This is a genomic window from Candidatus Pelagibacter sp. Uisw_113 (assembly GCF_047717815.1).
GTDB lineage: Bacteria > Pseudomonadota > Alphaproteobacteria > Pelagibacterales > Pelagibacteraceae > Pelagibacter.
On record NZ_CP159809.1, the window covers coordinates 769,453 to 788,478 of the forward strand.

Consider the following 19,026-nt stretch of genomic DNA (forward strand, 5'->3'; position numbering starts at 1 on the left):
AACTTACACTTTACGTTTATAACGTTGTTTTAAGGGAATAACCGACCTAACACCACCTTGTGGATTTTTAACATCACCCTCTCTTCGTGGAATTAAATGAATATGGCAGTGTAAAATTGATTGCCCTGAAACTTTTCCAGCATTAGTACCAATATTAAACCCTTTAACTGTTATGTCTTTTAATAATATCTCCTCTTTAATTTTTTTGATAAGATTATTGCAAGCAATCACTTCGTCATCATTTAAATCAAAATAATCTTTAACATGCCGCTTTGTAATAATTAAACAATGAAATTCAGACACAGGATATGTATCATAACTGGCATAAGCCAACTCATTTTCAGCAGCTAAACCACTTTGTTTAGAGTTGCAGAATAGACAAGGATTGTTTGGGTCAAACATAAATATTATCTATAGATAGAACATTTGTTAACTTCACTTTTATAAAAACTAGAAAGTATTTTATAAAATTTTAAACTTTTTCTCTTCCATTTAATTTCATTAATATTTTTTATTGATGCAACACCTTTTCCAGAACCAACAAGAAGGATTTCATTATACTCTGATAAATTTTTTATCAAAATATCTTTGTTAATAATATTATCCAATTTTTTATTAAAAAAATTATAAGTAATACCCTTATAAACATTATTTATTGGAGAGTAAACTTTATCACCTTTGACAAATAGCATATTTGAAGTTCCACTTTCTAAAATAGTATTTTTATAGCAAAGTCCCACATCTGAAGTAGTGTTATCCATTTTAGACAAATGTTTTAATATAAAATTATATTTAAGGTTTTTATACTTAGGGTCAAATCGTTTGTGACTAATAAGCTTTAAATTAAAATTTAATTTAGGAGTTTTTCTACTTCTTAAAGAAATTGAAATCATCTTTTTATTAACAGCAACTCTAAGAAGATGATTGTAAGATCTTTTTTTATCAATATTTAATTTTATTAATTTAAGAATATTTTTTTCAAGATTTGAGTGATCTAATTTATAAATCTTTAAAGACTTAATTAAATTTTTAATATGTTTTTTAAAAAAAAGTACCTTAGCAGGTTTTCCAAAGATCCACATTGTAGTGAACACACCATTATCCCCCCAAAGATCTTTAAAATTAATTTCTTTGTAGGTTTTATGCTGATAAGATTTTTTTAATAAGTAAGTTACCATTTTCAGTTAAAAAAGATTCAGGGTGAAATTGAAAGCCATATATTTTTTCTTTATTATTTTCTATTGTCATTGCTGTATTTGAAATATCACACCTCATTGTAATTTCAAAATTTTTTGCATTAAAAGGCTCTTCTAATTTTAGAGAGTGATATCTACCTACGGTGAATTGACTATTTTTTTTAAACAATGAGTTTTTACTGGTTACTTTTATTTTAGATTGAAAACCATGATAAATCTTTTTTTGCTCAATTATTTTTCCATTTTCACAATGTAGAATTTGTTGAAAACCAAGACAAATACCAATAATCTTTTTTTTACCTTTGTACTTTTTGTAAATTTTTGAACTGGTGGGATAATCTTTTGGTGCACCTGGACCTGGTGAGAAAACAATAATATCTGCTTTTTTTAATTTATTTTCGTTTATTTTGTTAAAATTTGTACAAACTACTTCATCAAAATTTTCAAATTGATGTACTACGTTGTGAGTAAAAGAGTCTTGATGATCAATAATATATATCATTTGTAAAGATCCATTAATGACTTTGCTTTAATATAATTTTCATTAAATTCATGTCCTGCATTGCTGTCAATTACCACTCCTGAAGCTACAGAAATTTCAGATTTACCTTTAAAATTTAATATTGATCTAATAATAATATTAAACCTCATATCCCCATTGAACTTTAAGTAACCAAAGCTTCCTGTGTAAATATTTCTGCCTTGTTTTTCCTGCTTATTTAGCAAATTTAAAGTACTAATTTTTGGACATCCAATTACTGATCCACCAGGCATCATTGCTTTTATAATCTCTAACGAGGTAACTTTATTCTTGAGTTGTCCTCCAATTAAACTCACGTAATGATAAAGATCCTTATATTCCTCAACTATTTTTTTCTTTAAGATTTTTACTGAACCTGGTTTGCAAATTTTAGATAAATCATTTCTTTCCATATCAACAATCATGTTGTGTTCTTTGGTTTCTTTTAAGTTTTTTCTAAAAAAAGTAAGTGCTTTTTTTTTATTTAATTTTTTAGTTTTCTTTAAAGTGCCCGCTATAGGTTTTGTTGTTATAAAATTATTTTTTTTTGTTATCAAATTTTCAGGTGAACAACTTATTATAGAATAATTTTTATCCTTAATCATAAAAGCTTCAGGCGCCATATTACTTTTTACCAGCCTGTTAAAAAAGTCTAGAGCGTCTATTTCAGATTTATTGCTATATTTAGTACAAATTTTAATTTGATATGTTTCCCCAGATCTTATTTTCTTTTTAAATTTATCAAATATTACTTTATATGATTTCTTATTAATATTTATTTTAAATAGGTTGTTATTATTTGATAATCTAGTTTTTATATACTCCAGATCGTTTGAAAGTTTTACTTTTGTTTCTGGTTTATAAAATACCCCCTTTGGAAAATTTATTGTTTTTTGTTTTTTTATTTTTATACCTATTAAGTTACTTAGTATCTCATACCCAAAAAAACCAATAAATAAGTCTGTTTCTTTATGAGTAGATTTTAATTTAGTATTTTTGTTAATGAATTTTTTGATGTTGTTATTATTTAAAATTATCTTTTTTGAAAAGTCCGTATAAAGATCAAATCCCTTATCTGATTTATAGATTATAAAGGGTTTTTTTGAATTATTTAAATCTAGTAAGTAGTTTTTCTTATTCAATTTTCTATTCTGTTTTTAGCCTTAAAACTGCTTCTTCCTTAATCGGTAAATGTATTATTGCCGCAAAAACAGATAAAGCAATTGCTAAATACCAAGCATAATCATAAGAGCCATATAAATCATGAAATAATCCTCCAAGAAAAGCTCCAAAGAATGAGCCAACTTGATGACTTAAAAAAACTATTCCATATAATACACCTAAATATTTTGTTCCAAAAATATGGGCAACTATACCACTTGTTGCTGGCACCGTTGAAAGCCATAAAAAGCCAAAGCTTGCACCAAAAATAAATGCATTAATGTTGCTTGCTGGTAAGAAGATAAATAAGACTATTGAAACACCTCTTAATGCATAGATAGAACTTAAAATAATTTTTTTACTAATTTTTGTAGAAAGATATCCACTTAATAGAGAGCCAAATATGTTAAATAATCCAATTAAGGATAAAATTGCAGCAGCTGTCCAGCTTTCTAAGCCTCTATCAATTACATATTTTGGAACATGAGTTCCAACTAAAGTTATGTGAAAACCACATACAAAAAAACCAGATGTGAGTAATACGTAGCTTTTGTTTTTAAAGGCCTCTTTTAGAGCATCAAAGGTACTTTGATCGTTAGGTTTTTCAATGGATTGGGCTAAAGAAGGGGATCTAACGAAAAAAGCCACTATAAGTCCAATAAACAAGAATATTGTGAATACAAAAAGTGTGTCCACCCATCCATTTTTGATTAACGAATAACTTGTATAAAGTGGAGAGATAAAATAGCCCAAAGAACCGACTGCTGTGACAATACTCATGGCTATAGTTCTATTAGATAATGGGAAATGTTTTCCAACAATTGACATTGGAATACTAATTGCAGTTCCACCCAAACCAATTCCAACTAAAAGTCCCAAATCTATTTGAAAAAAAATTCCAGTATTTGGACCGGTATATAAAAAGTAAATTCCTAAAATATAAAAAACAAAAGCTAAGCAAATCGCCTTATGTCCACCATATTTATCAGCGATAGCTCCAAATATAGGCCCTGTTAAACCCCACATTAACATTTGAATGCCTATTGCTAATCCAGATTGAGTTATTGAAATATCTAAATCATTTTTAAAATCCATGAAAAATAGACCAAAAGTTTGTCTAACTCCAAGAGAAATTAAAACTACAACACAGGCTGCAATTAGCGTTATTAAAGCTGTTTTATTTTGAATAAATTTTTCTGAATTCATTTAACGTGTTTAAGAGATTTTTTTAAATCATTTATGAGATCTTTTGGATCCTCTAAACCAATGTGCAGTCTTACTAAATGTTCATCTTTTGCTAATTTTAAATATTCTCTATTACCTTGTTCACGTTTATCTTGATATAACGCAAGGCTTTCAAACCCACCCCAACTATATCCGTAACCAAATAGTTTTAAAGAATTAACAAACTTAATTACTGAGTTTTTATTTTTTGATCTAATTTTTAAACCCATCAATCCTGAAGCACCAGAATAATATTTTTTCCACATTCTAAAATTAAATGAATCTTTTTTGTGTGGATATAAAAGTTTTATATTTTTATAATTTGATAAAAACTCAGCTACTTGTTTTGCATTTTTTTCATGTTTGTCTAATCGTACATCTAAAGTTCTAAGTCCTCTTGTTATTAAATATGCATCATCAGGACCAAGTCTTAAACCAGTTATTTTATTTGTCTTATCCACTTGTTTAAAAACTTTTTTGTTAACAGCTAAACTTCCGCCCATAACATCAGAATGACCTGAATAATATTTCGTAGCAGATACAATTGACATATCAAACCCAAGCTTAATTGGTTTTAAAAAGTATGGCGTTCCCCAAGTATTATCAATTGCTGAAAAAATTTTATTCTTTTTTGCAATTGATACTATTTTACCTAAATCTTGAAAATCAAACGTATTGCTTCCAGGATTTTCAACAAAAATTAATTTTGTTTTTTTTGTAATCGCTTTTTCTAAAGTTTTCAAATCATGTGGGTCATAAAAAACAGATTTTACATTAAATTCTTTTAGAAAATCTTGAGTTAAAATTCTCGTAGGCGAGTATGTCGGATCTGCTACAATAATCTCATCACCAGGTCGAACTATGCTAAAAATAGATAAAAAAACCGATCCAAATCCAGTTGGTGTTAAAAATACATGATAGCACTCTTCCATTTCTTTAAGTATTTGTGACAAAACATGGGTTGTTGATGTTCCTTGTCTTCCATAATCAAAATGTCCACCTGTTGGATCTTTTTTGCTCTTATCCTGCATTTTCCTAATATCTTGCATGGATTTGAAGATAATAGTCGAGGCTCTTACTACAGGAGGGTTAACTGACTGATTATGGTAATCTTTTGCCGTATGTTTGAGGAAAGTCTTAAATGATTTGGTCATAAAAAATTTGATAAGTTAAAGGGACAATGCTATATCCCTCGAATTACGTCAATAAAATTAATAATAGGAAAATATGGGTTACCCAAAAAAACATAGAGGTCGAAGAAAACAGGGCTCTAAAAAAAGAAGAGCTAAGCGAAAAAATAAGAAAAAATAAGAAACTAGCTTTTAATGAGTAAGATATCAAAAATAAAATCCATAAGTATATGGATATTCATTTTACCATTCTTATCAATTAATATTTGTCTAATTTTATCCACTCAATTTCATCAAATATATTCAAATCAAGAGTTTAAGCTTTTTAACTCTTTGTTGCCTTACGTTGATGGTGGAACATCAATAAGTAGAGTTGCGAGACCCTTTCCGAACTGGTTAATTTTTAAACCAGCCATGTTTTTAACTTCATTTCTGCTTATTAAATACTGGCTTTATAATAAAGGTATAATATCAGATTTTGATAAAAATTATAAACATATTAAAAAAATAGTATTTTTTGGTGTCGGCTCTGCTGTAGCTTTAATCATACATTCGATATTTCTTGGAATCGAAATTGATAATAATTTATATAAATTATTCAGAAGAGTAATTATATTTGTGTTCATTATATTTGAGATTACGGCGCAAGCTTATTTGGTGACTGCATTATACTCTTTTAAGGAAGAACTATCTAAATTTATAAACATTAAAGTTTTAAGATTAAAATTAATATTAATTTCAATATTAATTATTGTTGCGATAACTGCTATTCCAATAATTAGTTGGCCTGGAAATACATTTAAGTTTGTTAAACACGCTTTAGAATGGGATTATTTTTTAGGTGTTATAACTTTTTATTTATTAACTTATTTTATGTGGAAAAAAAAAATTAATTTGTAATCCAACCACCACCAAGAACTTTATAACCTTTATCATTTTTTCCATAAAAAACACAAGCTTGACCAGGCGCAATACCGTGTTCCTCTTCCAATAAATTAACGTTCGCATTGGTATCATTGATATCTATCTTGGCTTTAATCAACCTTCCAGTAGACCTTACTTTTACAAATAATTCATTTTCAAAATCATTTTGATCATTTGTAATAATATTTAAATCTTTTAAATTTATTTTAGTTTTAACAAGGTGCTCCTTAGCGCCAACAATAATTTCATTTTTATCTGCAATAATCTTTATTACATACAATGGGTTCTTATCAGAAACTCCAATTCCTTTTCTTTGACCAATTGTAAAATTGATAATGCCTTCATGAACACCTATCACTTCACCAACCATATTTTTTATATTTCCTTTGCTGAAAGAATTTGGTCTAAACTTTTCTATAACAGAAGCATAATCTCCATTTGGAACAAAACATATATCTTGACTGTCAGGCTTATCTGCAACATTAAGATTAAGCTCTCTTGCTATATTTCTTGTCTCATCCTTAAGAAGATTTCCTAAAGGAAATCTTAAAAAGTTCAGCTGATCTTTTGTTGTGTTAAATAAGAAATAACTTTGGTCTCTATTTAGATCAATTCCACGGTACATATCTGTGTTGTTGTCTTCTGTAACACTTTTAACATAGTGACCAGTGACTAAAGCATCTGCTTTTAATCTCTTTGCTTCTTCAAATAGATCTGTGAATTTAACTGTTTTGTTGCACTGAACACAGGGTATTGGTGTTTCTCCATTTAAATAACTGTCAATAAAGTTATCAATTACACCTTCTTTAAATTTTTTTTGGTAATAAAGAATTTTATGTTCAATCTTTAATTTGTCAGCAACCCTCTTTGCATCCATTATGTCTTGACCAGCACAACATTGTTTTGAAGATGCAGTTTCTTTATTATCGTTATAAAGTTTTAAAGTTATACCTATGACATTATATCCTTCTTTTTTCATCATGGCAGCAACTGTTGAAGAATCCACCCCACCTGACATTGCAACAATAACTAAGGTATCTTTTGGTTTTTTAGCTATTCCAATAGAATTCAATTTTGTCATATTTAATCATATTTATTAGTATATTAACTATAAGTAAATTAATGATTTTAGATTTTGAACCAGGCGACAAAGTTACTAACCCTTACAACAAAGATTGGGGAACTGGACAAGTTCAATCAATAATTAATGGTAAAGTTACTGTAAATTTTGAAAATGTTGGAAAAAAAGTCATTAATTCAAAAATAATCCAATTAGAAAAATTATATAAATGAACCTTGAAGAAAAAAAGAAAATTACTCTTTCACTGATAAAAACTTTTAATAAGGCTAGTCAGGTAGCTTTGGATTTAAGAGGAGCTGGTTTAAAAAAAGAAATTAAATCAGACAATACCCCAGTAAGTAATGGAGATATTGAAGTTAATAAAATTTTAACCAACAAGATTCAAGAAATAACCCCAAATATTCCTATTGTTTCAGAAGAGAGTGCAAATCATAAGATGGATACTGATTTAAATACTTTTTGGTTAATCGATCCAATTGATGGCACTAGAGATTATATAAATAACCGTGATGAGTTTACTTTAAATGCAGCATTAATATTAGATAAAAAACCCGCTATCGGGGTCATAACAGTTCCTGCTAAGCAAAGAGTTTTTTACTCTTACGGTCTATCTCATAGTTATGAGTTAATTAAAAACCAAGAAATTTCATTAATGAATAAAGAGAAAAACTACGATGAATATACAGCAGTAAGTTATTCAAACGACCTTAAGCCTGAAATTTTGGAAATTCATGAAAAATATAAGATAAGTTCTTTTCAAAAAATGAAAAGCTCACTAAAGTTTTGTGTTATTGCTGCAGGCGAATTTGATATGTATGTCGCTGAACCAAGAGCTTGTGAATGGGATATTGCGGCAGGTCATGCAATCCTTGAACATTCAGGAGGTAAAGTAACTGATTTTGATTACAACGAAATACTCTACGGAAAACCTGAGTTTAAAAACCCAAGTTTAATTTTAAAAAGTAAAAATGTATTATAATGGATGAGCAATTAAGAATAATTTTAATAATTGTAGTATCTGTAGCCATCTTTGGTTTATTAGTTTTTGTTTTTGTTAAAAATGTTATTAGAAATAGAATTAAGTCTCTTGTTGAAGGGGAAGAAGAAGAAAATAAATTAAAGTAATCTAATTATTTTAATATAGTCAGCTTGATCAATATCCATGATCTTTTTTGATGTTTCAAAATCAAAACCATTTCTTGCTAGTAAAGCAATATCCTTTTTGTAAAATAGTACCCTGTTATCCTCTGCCCTTGCTGGTCCAATTCTCTTTTTTTTACATATTTTTATTCCAGAAAAAAAATCTTGATCTGAGTTGTCTTCTTTAATTTTATCTATTGTTTCTTTAATGTAGCGATCATTAATTCCCTTCGTTATCAAATAATTTCTAATTTTATTAACAGAACTTCCTCTTTGAATTAAGCTTCTAGATTTACTTTCAGAATAGAATTTATCATTAATAAATTTACTTTTTTCAAGATCTTGCAAAACGACATCTATTAAATCTGTAATATCTTGTTTTTTAATATTTTCTAAATTAGCTTTTAGGTACTTCTTTAATAGATAGGTTCTGAGCTGCTGTTTAGAAGGTGAATATCTTTCAATATATGCAAATGAGAAATTTCTCATCTCCTCTACTGTAACTTGTAATGTTTTTTTTCTATTTCTCATATGAATCTCAATAGCATATTGTATAATACACTAAAAAATGATCCATCAAATCTATACATACTTTACAATTGAAATAATTTTTCTTTGGTTAAATCTAGGTGTATTACCTTTTTGGTTAATATTAGTCTTCTTTCCACAGTCACAGATATGTAGAGTTTTTATTACATCAATTTTTCCTTTTATCATTTTAAGCTTTGCCTACTGTTATTTAACCTATGTACTGTTCAACGATGGGTATGACTTTATTAGAAATTTTGAACTATATTTAGGCTTGAATTCAATTGGTTATTTGTTTAACGACAAATCTTTCTTAATTTTGTTTTGGACCCATTTTTTATCTATTAATTTATTTTGTGGAGGATGGATTGTTAAAGACTCACAAAAATTTGGTATTAACAAAGTATTAATGTCTTTTCCCATATTGGTAACTTATTTTATTGGACCAGTTGGCTTAACTCTTTATTGGATCATAAGAATTTTTTATGCGAAAAGAGTAAATTTATATGACTAAAGAAATAGATTTCTATTTTGATTTTATTAGTCCTTACTCTTACCTAGCGCACTTAAAAATTAAAAAAACTAAAAACATTAATTTTAATTTTAAGCCAGTTCTAGTGGGTGGTCTGCATAACCTGCAGGGAATAACAGCTCCAGCCTTTATTAAGCCCAAACTAAAACATATGATAAGCGATTGTGATTTAATCGCAAAAAAAGACAGCTTTAATTTTATATGGAACACTAAATTTCCTATTAACTCTCTAAATATAATGCGTGGTTATCTTTTCGTTAATAATGAAAATAAAAATTTATATCTTAACGTGATGTTTGATGCTTATTGGAAAGATAATCTTGATATCTCTAATCAAGAAATCTTAAAATCTCTTCTTGAAAAATGTAAGATAGATTCAAATATTTTTTTTAAAGAAATTAAAGATCTTAAAATTAAAGAAGAATTAAAAAATATTACTCAAGATGCTCATGACAAAGAAATATTTGGTGCCCCAACATTTGTTGTTAATAATAAAATATTTTGGGGACAAGATAGGCTAGAGTTTGCATTAGACGAGTATAATAAGTAGTTTAAACTATTTTAAAATCACTTTGGCTTATTGCAGCAAAACCACCATCAATATGTGAAACTTTTTCAAAACCCATTTCTTTTAAAGATTTTGCAGCTAAAGCAGATCTCAATCCACCTGCACAAAATAAAACCATCTCTTTATTCATATTAATTTTTCCACTTTTAAAATAAGGACCTTCTGGATCCAACCAAAACTCTAACATTCCTCGAGGTATATGATTTGAGTTTTCAATTCTACCTGTTTTATCTAGTTCACCCTTTTCTCTAATATCAATTAAGGTACATACACCTTCATTAGACATCTTTAATGCTTCATCTGCAGTAATGGTTTTTACCTCACTTAATGCTTCAGAAACTAGAGTTTGTGATGATTTAACAGTCATAATATTGTAAAAAATTAACCATAAACAATAATATGAAAAAAAGCATCATAAAAAAACTATTTATTAAGCTATCAAAAGTTTTGGGTTACGAGATAATTGATCAAACTGATTTTAGTTCCCCTACCCTTCAGAAAGAATTAAATGAAGAACTTTCAATTATAAATAAAAAATCAATTGTTTTACCATTAGGTGAGGTAGTAATAACAAAGAAAGTAAACTCAGCATTAATAATATTTAGAACTAATACTGATATTGAAATATGGGATCAAAATAAAAGAAGACTATTTGAGCTGCCTAAAATTGAATATTCATTAAGAGCCTTAAACTCACTTATTAAGTCAATTAACTTCTCTAAAACCAAATATCCAAATGTTAAATTTAAAATGATAATTGTTGACGACAATTCTAAAAAGGAAAATTTAAATAAACTAAAAAAACTAATAGATGAAAGTAGTATAGAGGTAAGTATCACTCCTTTAAATCATCACAAATATAAAAATATAATCAAACAACAAAAAAATGAACAAACTTTTTCAAATTTATCAAGTCTACTTCAATCTTTTGAGTTAGGAAAAGAACATGGTGAAGATTTAGTTTTTTTTGTAGAGGATGATTATTTACATTTTGAACCTATGATGGAAGAAATGATTGCATCATACGAGAGAATAGCGTCGCAGGTTGATAAAGATATCTTTATGTGCCCTGCTGATTATCCATATCTATATATGAATAATGAAAAAACAAACATTTTAATTGGAAATAAAAGACATTGGAGAACAATTGATAGAACCTTATGTACATTTATGACAACCAAGTCTTTATTAAACAAGTATTGGGATAACTTTTATAATAATTGCCTAGATAGACATGATCCTTTTGAAAAATATTTAAATGAAATCTATGCTAAAGAATTTTGTCTCTCACCTTTAAAAAGTTTATCTTTGCATTTAACAAATGTAAATTCTAGTTATGGGTTATCTCCATTTATTGATTATAAAAAACTATGGGATGAAAACGACATAACTAATGCTTAAAATTAATTCTAAAGCACCTTTATTTAAATTAAATTCAACAGATAGTAAAATTTATTCTTTTAAAGGTTCACTTGCTAAATATATTATTCTTTATTTTTACCCTTAAGATGACACTCCAGGCTGCACAGTTGAGACTAATGATTTTAATAAATTATTACTTAAATTTAAAAAACTGAATTATGATGTATTTGGTATTTCTAAAGATGATCTCAAAAGTCACTATAAATTTAAAGAAAAATATAAGATTAAATTTGATCTTTTATCCGATGTAGAGCTTAATATTTTGAAAAAATACAAAGTTTGGGCTAAGAAGAAACTTATGGGTAGAGATTTTATGGGTATAGTAAGAACAACTTTCTTAATTGATCCAAATGGTAAAATTGTAAAAATTTGGAACAATGTAGAAGTTAAAGATCACGTTAAAGAAGTTTTGGACACTTTAAAAAATATTTAGAAATCAAAAGGGCCCCAATTAAGGGGCCTATTTGTTTTAATTACTTATATTACTAGTCTCTGATTGCATATGCTCTAACACCAATCTCAGCGACATCGGTTCCCAGTTTTTCCGCTTCATCACTTATTCTTAAGCCAATAAATTGCTTCAAAAGAAGAAATGTAATGAATGAGAAGATAAATGTAAAGATTGTAACTGATAATACTCCAATTAATTGAGTTGTAAAAGTTGTACCAGTATTACTGAAGGTAACAGCTAAAGTTCCCCAAACACCTGCAAATAAATGTACTGGAATAGCTCCAACAACATCATCTAATCTAAATGAGTTTAATAAGCTAGTTCCAAAATACATAATCACAGATCCAACAGCACCTATACCAATTGCAAGCATTGGAGTTGGAGCTAAAGGTTCAGCTGTAATTGAAACTAAACCAGCAAGAGCACCGTTCAACATCATTATAACATCAGTTTTTCCACCAATAAATCTTGTAACAAGAGCTGCTGTAACACAACCTGCTGCGCCAGCTAAGTGAGTATTCATAAATATTTTAGACATTGCATTTGCATCTTCAAATGTTCCTAAAGCTAATTGTGAACCACCATTAAATCCATACCAACCCATCCATAAAATAAATGTTCCAAGAGCAGTTAATGGAATTGAAGAAGCTGCAAAAGGTTCCATATTTTTTACATCACCTTTTGGAGTAAATCTTCCTCTTCTAGCACCTACTAATATTACACCTGCTAGTGCAGCTGCACCACCACATGCATGAACTAAAGTAGAGCCAGCAAAGTCAGAAAACCCAATGGATGCTAACCAACCACCACCCCACTGCCAACCCATAGTAATTGGATAAATTAATCCACCTAAGATTGCAGAGAAGATAAAGAAAGGCCAAATTTTTATTCTCTCAGCTACAGCACCTGAAACAATAGAACATGTTGCAGCAACGAATAGCATTTGGAAAAACCAATCAGCACTTCCAGAATAACCTTGCTCAAGAGAATCAGTTAATGTCCACGGTGTAAACGAACCAATGAAACCACCCTCTGGTATTCCGTAAGCTAAATTATAACCCCCTAAGTAAAAAATTATTGCAACAATTGAAAATTTTCCAATATTTTTTGCAACAATTGTTGATACACTTTTAGTAGTAACCAATCCTGATTCAAGCATACAAAAACCTGCTGCCATCCACATCACTAGAAATCCACATACTAAAAATGAAAATGTATTAAAAATGTATTGAACTTCAGCAGATACTGTTGTTTCTGCACTTCCAATATTTGTTAGACCTAGAAGAAAAAATAGACCCAACGTAAACGTTGATATTATTTTTGTTAATTTAGTCATAAGACCTCCCATATAAGTCTTCACTTATATTTATGATGATCTTAAAATCTATTGTTGATTGAGAAATTTAGATATGCAGTTTTTGCATATACTAACAGCCTTGTTACATTTCTGTAAAAGGCTGTTAAGAAATTTGAGACTTAATTACTTATTAAACATCTCTTTAAGAGACTTAGCTGGTAAAAACTTAACCTTTTGAGAAGCACCGATTTGGATTTGCTCTCCAGTTCTTGGGTTTCTTCCAACCCTAGCTTTTCTTTTTGCTACTTTGTAAGTTCCAAATCCAGCAATTTTAACTGTATCGTCACCTTTTAAAGCATCTAGAATAGTATTTGTAATTGTATCGAAAGTACGCTCAGCATCAGCTTTACTTAGGTTTAGAGAACCTGAAAGTTGTGCTATTAATTGTTTTTTGTTCATATATTTAGCTCCAGTTTTTTGGTTATTTTCACATAATTTACATTAAAGCCCATAAATCAAGCTTTTTATTAGTGCCCCTTAAAATAAAAACCCCAATATATTGTGATTTGTTAAATTAATGTTGATTTTAAAAGGTTATTTAAGAAATATAATTATTAAAAAACTTAAATAAACCAACGTCTTTTAAGTCATTAAATGTTGTAAAAAACATTAATGATAACAATAAAAACAATCCGATTCGAAAAAAACCTTCTTGAGTTTTTTGTGATAAAGGACGCCCTAATACCTTTTCAATTCCATAAAACATTAAGTGTCCACCATCTAACATTGGAATTGGGAACAAATTTATCAACCCTAAGCTAATAGAAATGTAAGCCATAAGGCTTATAAATGGTAAAATTCCAAATTCTGCAACTTGTCCACTTATTTTTGCTATTCGAATTGGACCACCTAACTGCGAAGTATCACCATTTCCAGTAATCATACTTCCAATATACTTAAGAGAAGAAGTGCTCACATAATAAACCTCATTAACTGCATAAAACAATGCTTTAGCTGGACCAAGTTTAATGTGGTTTACTTCATTGTTATAGGCTCCAAGTTTAATACCTACCATTCGTTTACTGATTTTATTACCAAGGTTATCCTCCCCATCAACAATGTTAGGTTTTACTCTAAAAGTTAAATCTTGATCATATCTATTTACTGTAAAATTGATGAATTCATCAGTAGACATCATGATATACTTTGAAACTTCCATGATGCTTTTAACTTCATTGCCATCAATTGAGACCACAATATCGTTATCTTTAAGACCGGCTACCATTGCAGGACTATCTTTTTGAACTTCGTTGATTACAGCTGGTGTAAAGTCTTTTCCAGCAAAGGTATAAACTGAGAAAAATATTAGAATTGCTAATAAAAAGTTAGCTAAAGGGCCACCAAATACAATTAAAGCTCTTTGATATAAAGGTTTTAGTACAAACAATTTATCTTGGTCTTCTTTACTATATTCTTTTATAATTTTTTCATTATCAGCTTGGCTATAAACGTTTCTATCACCAAAAAACTTAACGTATCCCCCAAGTGGTATGACACAAACCTTCCATCTAGTGCCTGATTTATCATTCCAACCAAACATTTCTTTACCAAAACCGATTGAAAAATCAGTAACCCCTACACCAAAGCGTTTAGCAAAATAATAATGCCCATATTCATGAATAAACACCACGATAACAATTAAAACTATGAAGGGTAATATATAAGACAACATGATTATATTTTAATAATACTATTTATTATTCTAATTTCTAGCTTTTAATATTATAGCCTTTTTTAAGTAACATTGTGACTAAGATTACACAAATCACTAAAAAAAATACCATTGAGCTTATACTTATCCAAATATCAAAATCAGATACACCGTAGAAAGAAAATCTTAAGCCATCAATTAAATAAACCACTGGATTAAAGTAAGAAATTGTTTGCCAAAATGGTGGCAACATATCAAGAGAGTATAAACTTCCACCTAAGAATACCATGGGTGTAATAACTAATGATGGAATGATCGACATCTGCTCAAAGTTTTTACTAACAACTCCAATTAAAAATCCAAATAAAGCGAATGTAAAAGAAACTAAAACTAATAAAAATATCATTAACAATGGATATTTAACTGTCACATCTGCAAAAAAAGAAGCAGTTGCATAAATTACAGCACCAACAATTAATGTTTTAGTAGCTCCTGCCCCAACAAAAGCTAGAACCGTTTCAAGCGTTGATATAGGTGCTGCTAAAATCTCGTTAATAGTTCCATTAAATTTTGGAAAAAATATTCCAAACGAAGTGTTACTTATTGATTGAGTTAACAAAGTTAGCATTAATAAACCTGGTACAATGAATGATCCATAACTAACACCATCAATTTTTTCAATATAACCTCCAATAACTGAACCGAACACTACAAAATATAATGAGGTGGATATTACTGGTGAAAGAATAGATTGACCAACAGTTCTTATAAATCTATTCATCTCATGAACATAAATAGCTCTAAACCCGTAATAATTAAATTTCATTATTCTCCTTTACTAAATCAACAAATATCTTCTCCAAAGTACTTTGTTCTGTTTTTAAATCTTTTAACTTTAAGCCAGTATCTTTTAAGTCTTGTAATAAATCTGTAATACCAGTTTTTTCAGCTTGAACATTATAAGTATAAATTAAAGACATGTGTTCATCGCCTATTTCAAGGCTATATTTAAGTAAATCATCAGGAATTTCTTTAATTTTTTTTTGTAATTCAATGGTTAGTTTTTTATGACCCATTTTTTTAATTAATTCTTTTTTATCTTCAACAATAATAATTTCTCCTTGATTAATTACAGCTACACGGTCAGCAATAGCTTCTGCCTCTTCAATATAATGGGTAGTTAAGATAATTGTGACCCCTGTTTTTCTTAACTCCTCAACAACCATCCACATGTCTCTTCTAAGTTCAACATCAACACCTGCTGTTGGCTCATCAAGGAATAGTATTTTAGGTTCATGAGACAAAGCTTTTGCAATTAAAACTCTTCTCTTCATTCCACCTGACAATTGTCTCAGTCTTTGATCTTTTTTATCCCACAAACTTAAATCTTTTAGAATTTTCTCAATATGTTCTGGTTTAGGTGGCTTTCCATACAATCCTCTGGAATAAGACACTGTATCAAAAACAGTTTCAAAAGATTCTAAGTTTAATTCTTGAGGAACAAGCCCTATTCTTGATCTCGTCTCTCTATAATCTTTTATAATATCAAAATTATCAATTGTAACAATTCCTGAAGAAGGTTTAACAATTCCACAAATAATACTGATTAAACTTGTTTTTCCCGCACCATTAGGTCCAAGCATTGCAAGGATTTCACCTTGTTTTACTTTAAGATTAACATCGTTAAGGGCTTTAAAACCATTATCATAAACTTTCGATAAGTTATTAATGGATATTTGAATCTCAGACATTTATTAAGGTGTATATAGTTATTAATGAAATTAATTCAATAAACCTACTAATTTAATACATTATTTCATTACCCAGTGTTCATATCTTGGGGTTAAAATTTGACTTAATTTAATTATTTCTTTAATTAACTTTTATATTCTTTTTTTTAAGAATATCAGTTTCTGGGGTGCTGTAAAAAGCTGAGAATATACCCAAAGAACCTGTTGTATAATCACAACGAAGGGAAAAAATGAACACAATATATTTAGATCAATCAACTACTATAATTACCTTACTTTTAACTTCATTAGCTTTTGCTACTATTGGAATAGTTTATTCAAGAGGTAAACTTTCAATTAACTCGTATTTAAATGCAGACAGATCAATTGGTAAAAGATCCTTAACTGCATCCTTAGTTGCATCATGTTTTGGTGTGTGGATTTTAATTGGTCCATCAGAAGCTGCTACTTGGGGTGGTTTAGGTGCTATAATTGGTTATGGCTTAGGTCAGGCTCTACCCTTCTTAGCTTTTATTACAATCGGTCAACGAATGAGAAAAATTATGCCTAATGGTAATACTCTTACTCAATTTGTTCTAATTAGATTTGGTAAAGCTATGTTTCGTTTAGTTTTATTATTAACAATAATGTACATGTTTGTTTATTTTGCAGCTGAAGTTACAGCGATTGCAAAAGTTGTTAACTTAATGTCAGGGTTTCCTCTTTGGCAAACCTCTCTTGTAATAATTGTAGCTACTTTATCTTACACTCTTTACGGGGGGCTTAGAGCTTCAATTTTTACAGATAAAATTCAATTTATTATAATTATGATTTTATTAATATTTGCTATCAACCATATCTTTAATTCTGGAAATAATACTTTTTCTATGGATTTAATTAATGAGAAAGCTGGTACTTTAATGAGTGGTAAATATTTTTATGGATATACTGCTGGCTTAACTTTCTTCATTGCTGTTTTTGCAACCAACTTATTTGATCAAGGTGTTTGGCAGAGAGTATTTGCGGCAAAAAGTTCAGATGATTTAAGAAAAGGATTTATGTCTGCCTTCTTTATTGTAATTCCATTTATGCTTGTTTTAGGTTTCTTTGGAATTCTTGCGGTGTCAGTTGATAAAGCAGTAGACCCTAGTACTTTATTCTTTACTCTTTTATTAAAGCCATTTACTGGAATTAATTCTTTGTTAACTATTTCAATATTAATTTTAGTTTTAGCCTTAGTGATTAGTAGTATGGATACACTTATTAATGCGCTTTCAAGCACTATTACTATTGAAGGAAATAAGTTTATAAATTTAAAAAATAAGAATAGTTATCTTACGCTTTCTAAATATTTAATATGTGGTTTATCAGTAATTGTTTTTTTGATCGCATCTAAGGGTTATAGCGTCTTATTTATGTTTTTATTTGCTGATTTGTTATGTTGTGCTGCGGTATTTCCTATTTTTTATGGAATGTTCAAGGGTGATATTGATGAAAAACTTTCTTTAATTTCAGTTATAATTGGACTGATATCTGGATTGCTTTTATTTCCTAACCAAACTTTTGATAAAAGTATTTTAATTGGTGGATTGTTTCCAACTGAAGTATTTCCTATTTGGATATCTACAGCATTATTATTTTGGTCATTTATTTTAGCGACATTTACACCAATGATTACAGTGATGCTTTTTAAAAAGAATGGTAACTTTAACTTTTCCAAGATTAAAACTTCAATTAAGGAATAGTGAATATTTATAATAATAAAAAAACTTTTTTTTATAAATTAAAGAGTAGCTGTAAGAAGGAATGGTCTGAATACACTAATCATAAATTTTTATCCGATTTAGTAAGTAACAAACTGCCCGATGAAAATTTTAAAAATTATTTAGTTCAAGATTATGTTTTCTTGCAGCAATTTCTTAAAATTTTAGCTCTTAGTGTTTATAAGTCTAATAACTTTGAAGAAATTAATAGATCAGTAAATTTTATTAAGGGAATTGATCATGAAATCAAACTCCACATCAATTATTGTAAAAAGTGGAATATATCCCTTATGTCTCTTAATAACATCAAGGTCGATAAAGCTAATAGTGCTTATACTGATTATGTACTAGGAGTAGGTAAAAATGGTGACAATCTTGATATGTTCTCATGCCTATCAGTATGTATTATTGGCTATGGTGAGATTGGATTTAATCTTTCTAAAAATAAAAATTGGAAAAAAAGTAAATATAGTTCTTGGATTAAAATGTATTCATCAAAAAAATACCAACGAGTAGCTAAAGATAATATTGAGTATTTAGATATCCTCTTAAAAAATAATAAGAATAGAAAATTAAATAAACTTAAAAGAAACTTTAAAAAATCGACTATCCTTGAAAGAAATTTTTGGGAAAGTTTTGTCTAAATTT

The 19,026-nt window shown here is 28.6% G+C and carries 23 protein-coding genes, 1 pseudogene and 1 riboswitch; of the genes and pseudogenes, 10 read left to right on the forward strand and 14 right to left on the reverse strand.

Annotation, left to right across the window (positions count from 1 at the left end; all coding sequences use genetic code 11):
- Positions 1 to 3 precede the first annotated feature (3 nt).
- The 6 genes from ABXT39_RS04205 to ABXT39_RS04230 are packed head-to-tail and all read right to left on the reverse strand — an operon-like array spanning position 4 to position 5,255.
- Positions 4 to 402, reverse strand: coding sequence for an HIT family protein (locus ABXT39_RS04205; protein WP_415294448.1), 399 nt, complete (start codon positions 400 to 402; stop codon positions 4 to 6).
- A 5-nt stretch (positions 403 to 407) separates the two neighbouring features.
- Positions 408 to 1,178 carry an aminotransferase class IV gene (locus ABXT39_RS04210; RefSeq protein ID WP_415294449.1) on the reverse strand — a complete coding sequence of 257 codons (771 nt, stop codon included), beginning with the start codon at positions 1,176 to 1,178 and terminating at the stop codon, positions 408 to 410.
- A complete protein-coding gene (locus ABXT39_RS04215; protein WP_415294450.1) occupies positions 1,141 to 1,698 on the reverse strand; it encodes an aminodeoxychorismate/anthranilate synthase component II in 558 nt (185 codons plus the stop codon). The genes ABXT39_RS04210 and ABXT39_RS04215 overlap by 38 nt, the downstream gene beginning before the upstream one ends.
- Positions 1,695 to 2,858: a chorismate-binding protein gene (locus ABXT39_RS04220; protein ID WP_415294452.1), complete on the reverse strand. Its 1,164-nt coding sequence runs from the start codon at positions 2,856 to 2,858 to the stop codon at positions 1,695 to 1,697. Before ABXT39_RS04220 ends, ABXT39_RS04215 begins: the two co-directional genes overlap by 4 nt.
- 4 nt (positions 2,859 to 2,862) lie before the next feature.
- On the reverse strand, positions 2,863 to 4,083 hold the full coding sequence (locus tag ABXT39_RS04225; protein ID WP_415294453.1) for an MFS transporter: 1,221 nt from the start codon (positions 4,081 to 4,083) through the stop codon (positions 2,863 to 2,865).
- Positions 4,080 to 5,255, reverse strand: a complete 1,176-nt coding sequence (locus ABXT39_RS04230; protein ID WP_415294455.1) for a trans-sulfuration enzyme family protein — start codon at positions 5,253 to 5,255, stop codon at positions 4,080 to 4,082. The genes ABXT39_RS04225 and ABXT39_RS04230 overlap by 4 nt, the downstream gene beginning before the upstream one ends.
- A gap of 171 nt (positions 5,256 to 5,426) precedes the next feature.
- On the opposite strand from ABXT39_RS04230, the gene ABXT39_RS04235 reads away from it, so the two are divergent.
- Complete coding sequence (locus ABXT39_RS04235) at positions 5,427 to 6,131, forward strand: hypothetical protein (protein ID WP_415294457.1); 705 nt, start codon at positions 5,427 to 5,429, stop codon at positions 6,129 to 6,131.
- Here the strand turns inward: ABXT39_RS04235 and mnmA are convergent.
- On the reverse strand, positions 6,121 to 7,236 hold the full coding sequence (gene mnmA / locus ABXT39_RS04240) for a tRNA 2-thiouridine(34) synthase MnmA (protein WP_415294458.1): 1,116 nt from the start codon (positions 7,234 to 7,236) through the stop codon (positions 6,121 to 6,123). The two genes, ABXT39_RS04235 and mnmA, sit on opposite strands and share 11 nt — an antisense overlap.
- A 41-nt stretch (positions 7,237 to 7,277) precedes the next feature.
- Between mnmA and ABXT39_RS04245 the strand changes: the two genes are divergently transcribed.
- From ABXT39_RS04245 to ABXT39_RS04255, 3 genes are read left to right on the forward strand one after another with little or no spacing between them, the layout of a single operon-like run.
- The gene (locus ABXT39_RS04245; protein WP_415294459.1) at positions 7,278 to 7,448 is read left to right on the forward strand and encodes a DUF3553 domain-containing protein; all 171 of its coding nucleotides are present in this window, start codon (positions 7,278 to 7,280) and stop codon (positions 7,446 to 7,448) included.
- Positions 7,445 to 8,215, forward strand: a complete 771-nt coding sequence (locus ABXT39_RS04250) for a 3'(2'),5'-bisphosphate nucleotidase CysQ family protein (protein WP_415294460.1) — start codon at positions 7,445 to 7,447, stop codon at positions 8,213 to 8,215. The genes ABXT39_RS04245 and ABXT39_RS04250 overlap by 4 nt, the downstream gene beginning before the upstream one ends.
- Positions 8,215 to 8,361: a hypothetical protein gene (locus ABXT39_RS04255; protein WP_415294462.1), complete on the forward strand. Its 147-nt coding sequence runs from the start codon at positions 8,215 to 8,217 to the stop codon at positions 8,359 to 8,361. The genes ABXT39_RS04250 and ABXT39_RS04255 overlap by 1 nt, the downstream gene beginning before the upstream one ends.
- On the opposite strand, the gene ABXT39_RS04260 is transcribed toward ABXT39_RS04255, so the two are convergent.
- Positions 8,353 to 8,907 carry a regulatory protein RecX gene (locus tag ABXT39_RS04260; RefSeq protein ID WP_415294463.1) on the reverse strand — a complete coding sequence of 185 codons (555 nt, stop codon included), beginning with the start codon at positions 8,905 to 8,907 and terminating at the stop codon, positions 8,353 to 8,355. The genes ABXT39_RS04255 and ABXT39_RS04260 overlap by 9 nt on opposite strands.
- Before the next feature lie 37 nt (positions 8,908 to 8,944).
- Here ABXT39_RS04260 and ABXT39_RS04265 point away from each other — a divergent pair, with 37 nt between their 5' ends.
- A complete protein-coding gene (locus ABXT39_RS04265) occupies positions 8,945 to 9,418 on the forward strand; it encodes an ABA4-like family protein (protein WP_415294464.1) in 474 nt (157 codons plus the stop codon).
- Positions 9,411 to 9,986, forward strand: a complete 576-nt coding sequence (locus ABXT39_RS04270) for a 2-hydroxychromene-2-carboxylate isomerase (protein ID WP_415294465.1) — start codon at positions 9,411 to 9,413, stop codon at positions 9,984 to 9,986. The genes ABXT39_RS04265 and ABXT39_RS04270 overlap by 8 nt, the downstream gene beginning before the upstream one ends.
- A 1-nt stretch (position 9,987) precedes the next feature.
- On the opposite strand, the gene ABXT39_RS04275 is transcribed toward ABXT39_RS04270, so the two are convergent.
- Entirely contained in the window at positions 9,988 to 10,371 is a 384-nt protein-coding gene (locus ABXT39_RS04275; RefSeq protein ID WP_415294466.1) for a rhodanese-like domain-containing protein, read from the reverse strand.
- Between the two features lie 32 nt (positions 10,372 to 10,403).
- Between ABXT39_RS04275 and ABXT39_RS04280 the strand changes: the two genes are divergently transcribed.
- The gene (locus ABXT39_RS04280; RefSeq protein ID WP_415294468.1) at positions 10,404 to 11,405 is read left to right on the forward strand and encodes a glycosyltransferase family 2 protein; all 1,002 of its coding nucleotides are present in this window, start codon (positions 10,404 to 10,406) and stop codon (positions 11,403 to 11,405) included.
- Positions 11,398 to 11,859 (forward strand): annotated as a pseudogene (locus tag ABXT39_RS04285) (peroxiredoxin). The gene ABXT39_RS04280 and the pseudogene ABXT39_RS04285 overlap by 8 nt, the downstream one beginning before the upstream one ends.
- Positions 11,860 to 11,911: 52 nt before the next feature.
- Here the strand turns inward: ABXT39_RS04285 and ABXT39_RS04290 are convergent.
- The 5 genes from ABXT39_RS04290 to ABXT39_RS04310 form a co-directional block, all read right to left on the reverse strand.
- A complete protein-coding gene (locus ABXT39_RS04290) occupies positions 11,912 to 13,213 on the reverse strand; it encodes an ammonium transporter (RefSeq protein ID WP_415294469.1) in 1,302 nt (433 codons plus the stop codon).
- A 144-nt stretch (positions 13,214 to 13,357) separates the two neighbouring features.
- Positions 13,358 to 13,633 (reverse strand): HU family DNA-binding protein, encoded by a 276-nt coding sequence (locus tag ABXT39_RS04295; RefSeq protein WP_169036682.1) that lies wholly within the window; start codon positions 13,631 to 13,633, stop codon positions 13,358 to 13,360.
- 139 nt (positions 13,634 to 13,772) lie between these two features.
- Positions 13,773 to 14,906 (reverse strand): RIP metalloprotease RseP, encoded by a 1,134-nt coding sequence (rseP, locus tag ABXT39_RS04300; protein ID WP_415294471.1) that lies wholly within the window; start codon positions 14,904 to 14,906, stop codon positions 13,773 to 13,775.
- A gap of 37 nt (positions 14,907 to 14,943) precedes the next feature.
- On the reverse strand, positions 14,944 to 15,711 hold the full coding sequence (locus tag ABXT39_RS04305; protein ID WP_415294472.1) for an ABC transporter permease: 768 nt from the start codon (positions 15,709 to 15,711) through the stop codon (positions 14,944 to 14,946).
- Positions 15,701 to 16,636, reverse strand: a complete 936-nt coding sequence (locus ABXT39_RS04310; RefSeq protein ID WP_415294473.1) for an ABC transporter ATP-binding protein — start codon at positions 16,634 to 16,636, stop codon at positions 15,701 to 15,703. Before ABXT39_RS04310 ends, ABXT39_RS04305 begins: the two co-directional genes overlap by 11 nt.
- Before the next feature lie 153 nt (positions 16,637 to 16,789).
- Positions 16,790 to 16,879, forward strand: a riboswitch (TPP riboswitch).
- On the opposite strand from ABXT39_RS04310, the gene ABXT39_RS04315 reads away from it, so the two are divergent.
- A complete protein-coding gene (locus ABXT39_RS04315) occupies positions 16,867 to 18,360 on the forward strand; it encodes a sodium:solute symporter family transporter (protein ID WP_415294474.1) in 1,494 nt (497 codons plus the stop codon). (Overlaps the previous riboswitch by 13 nt.)
- Complete coding sequence (locus tag ABXT39_RS04320) at positions 18,360 to 19,022, forward strand: TenA family protein (protein WP_415294475.1); 663 nt, start codon at positions 18,360 to 18,362, stop codon at positions 19,020 to 19,022. The genes ABXT39_RS04315 and ABXT39_RS04320 overlap by 1 nt, the downstream gene beginning before the upstream one ends.
- Positions 19,023 to 19,026: the final 4 nt, after the last annotated feature.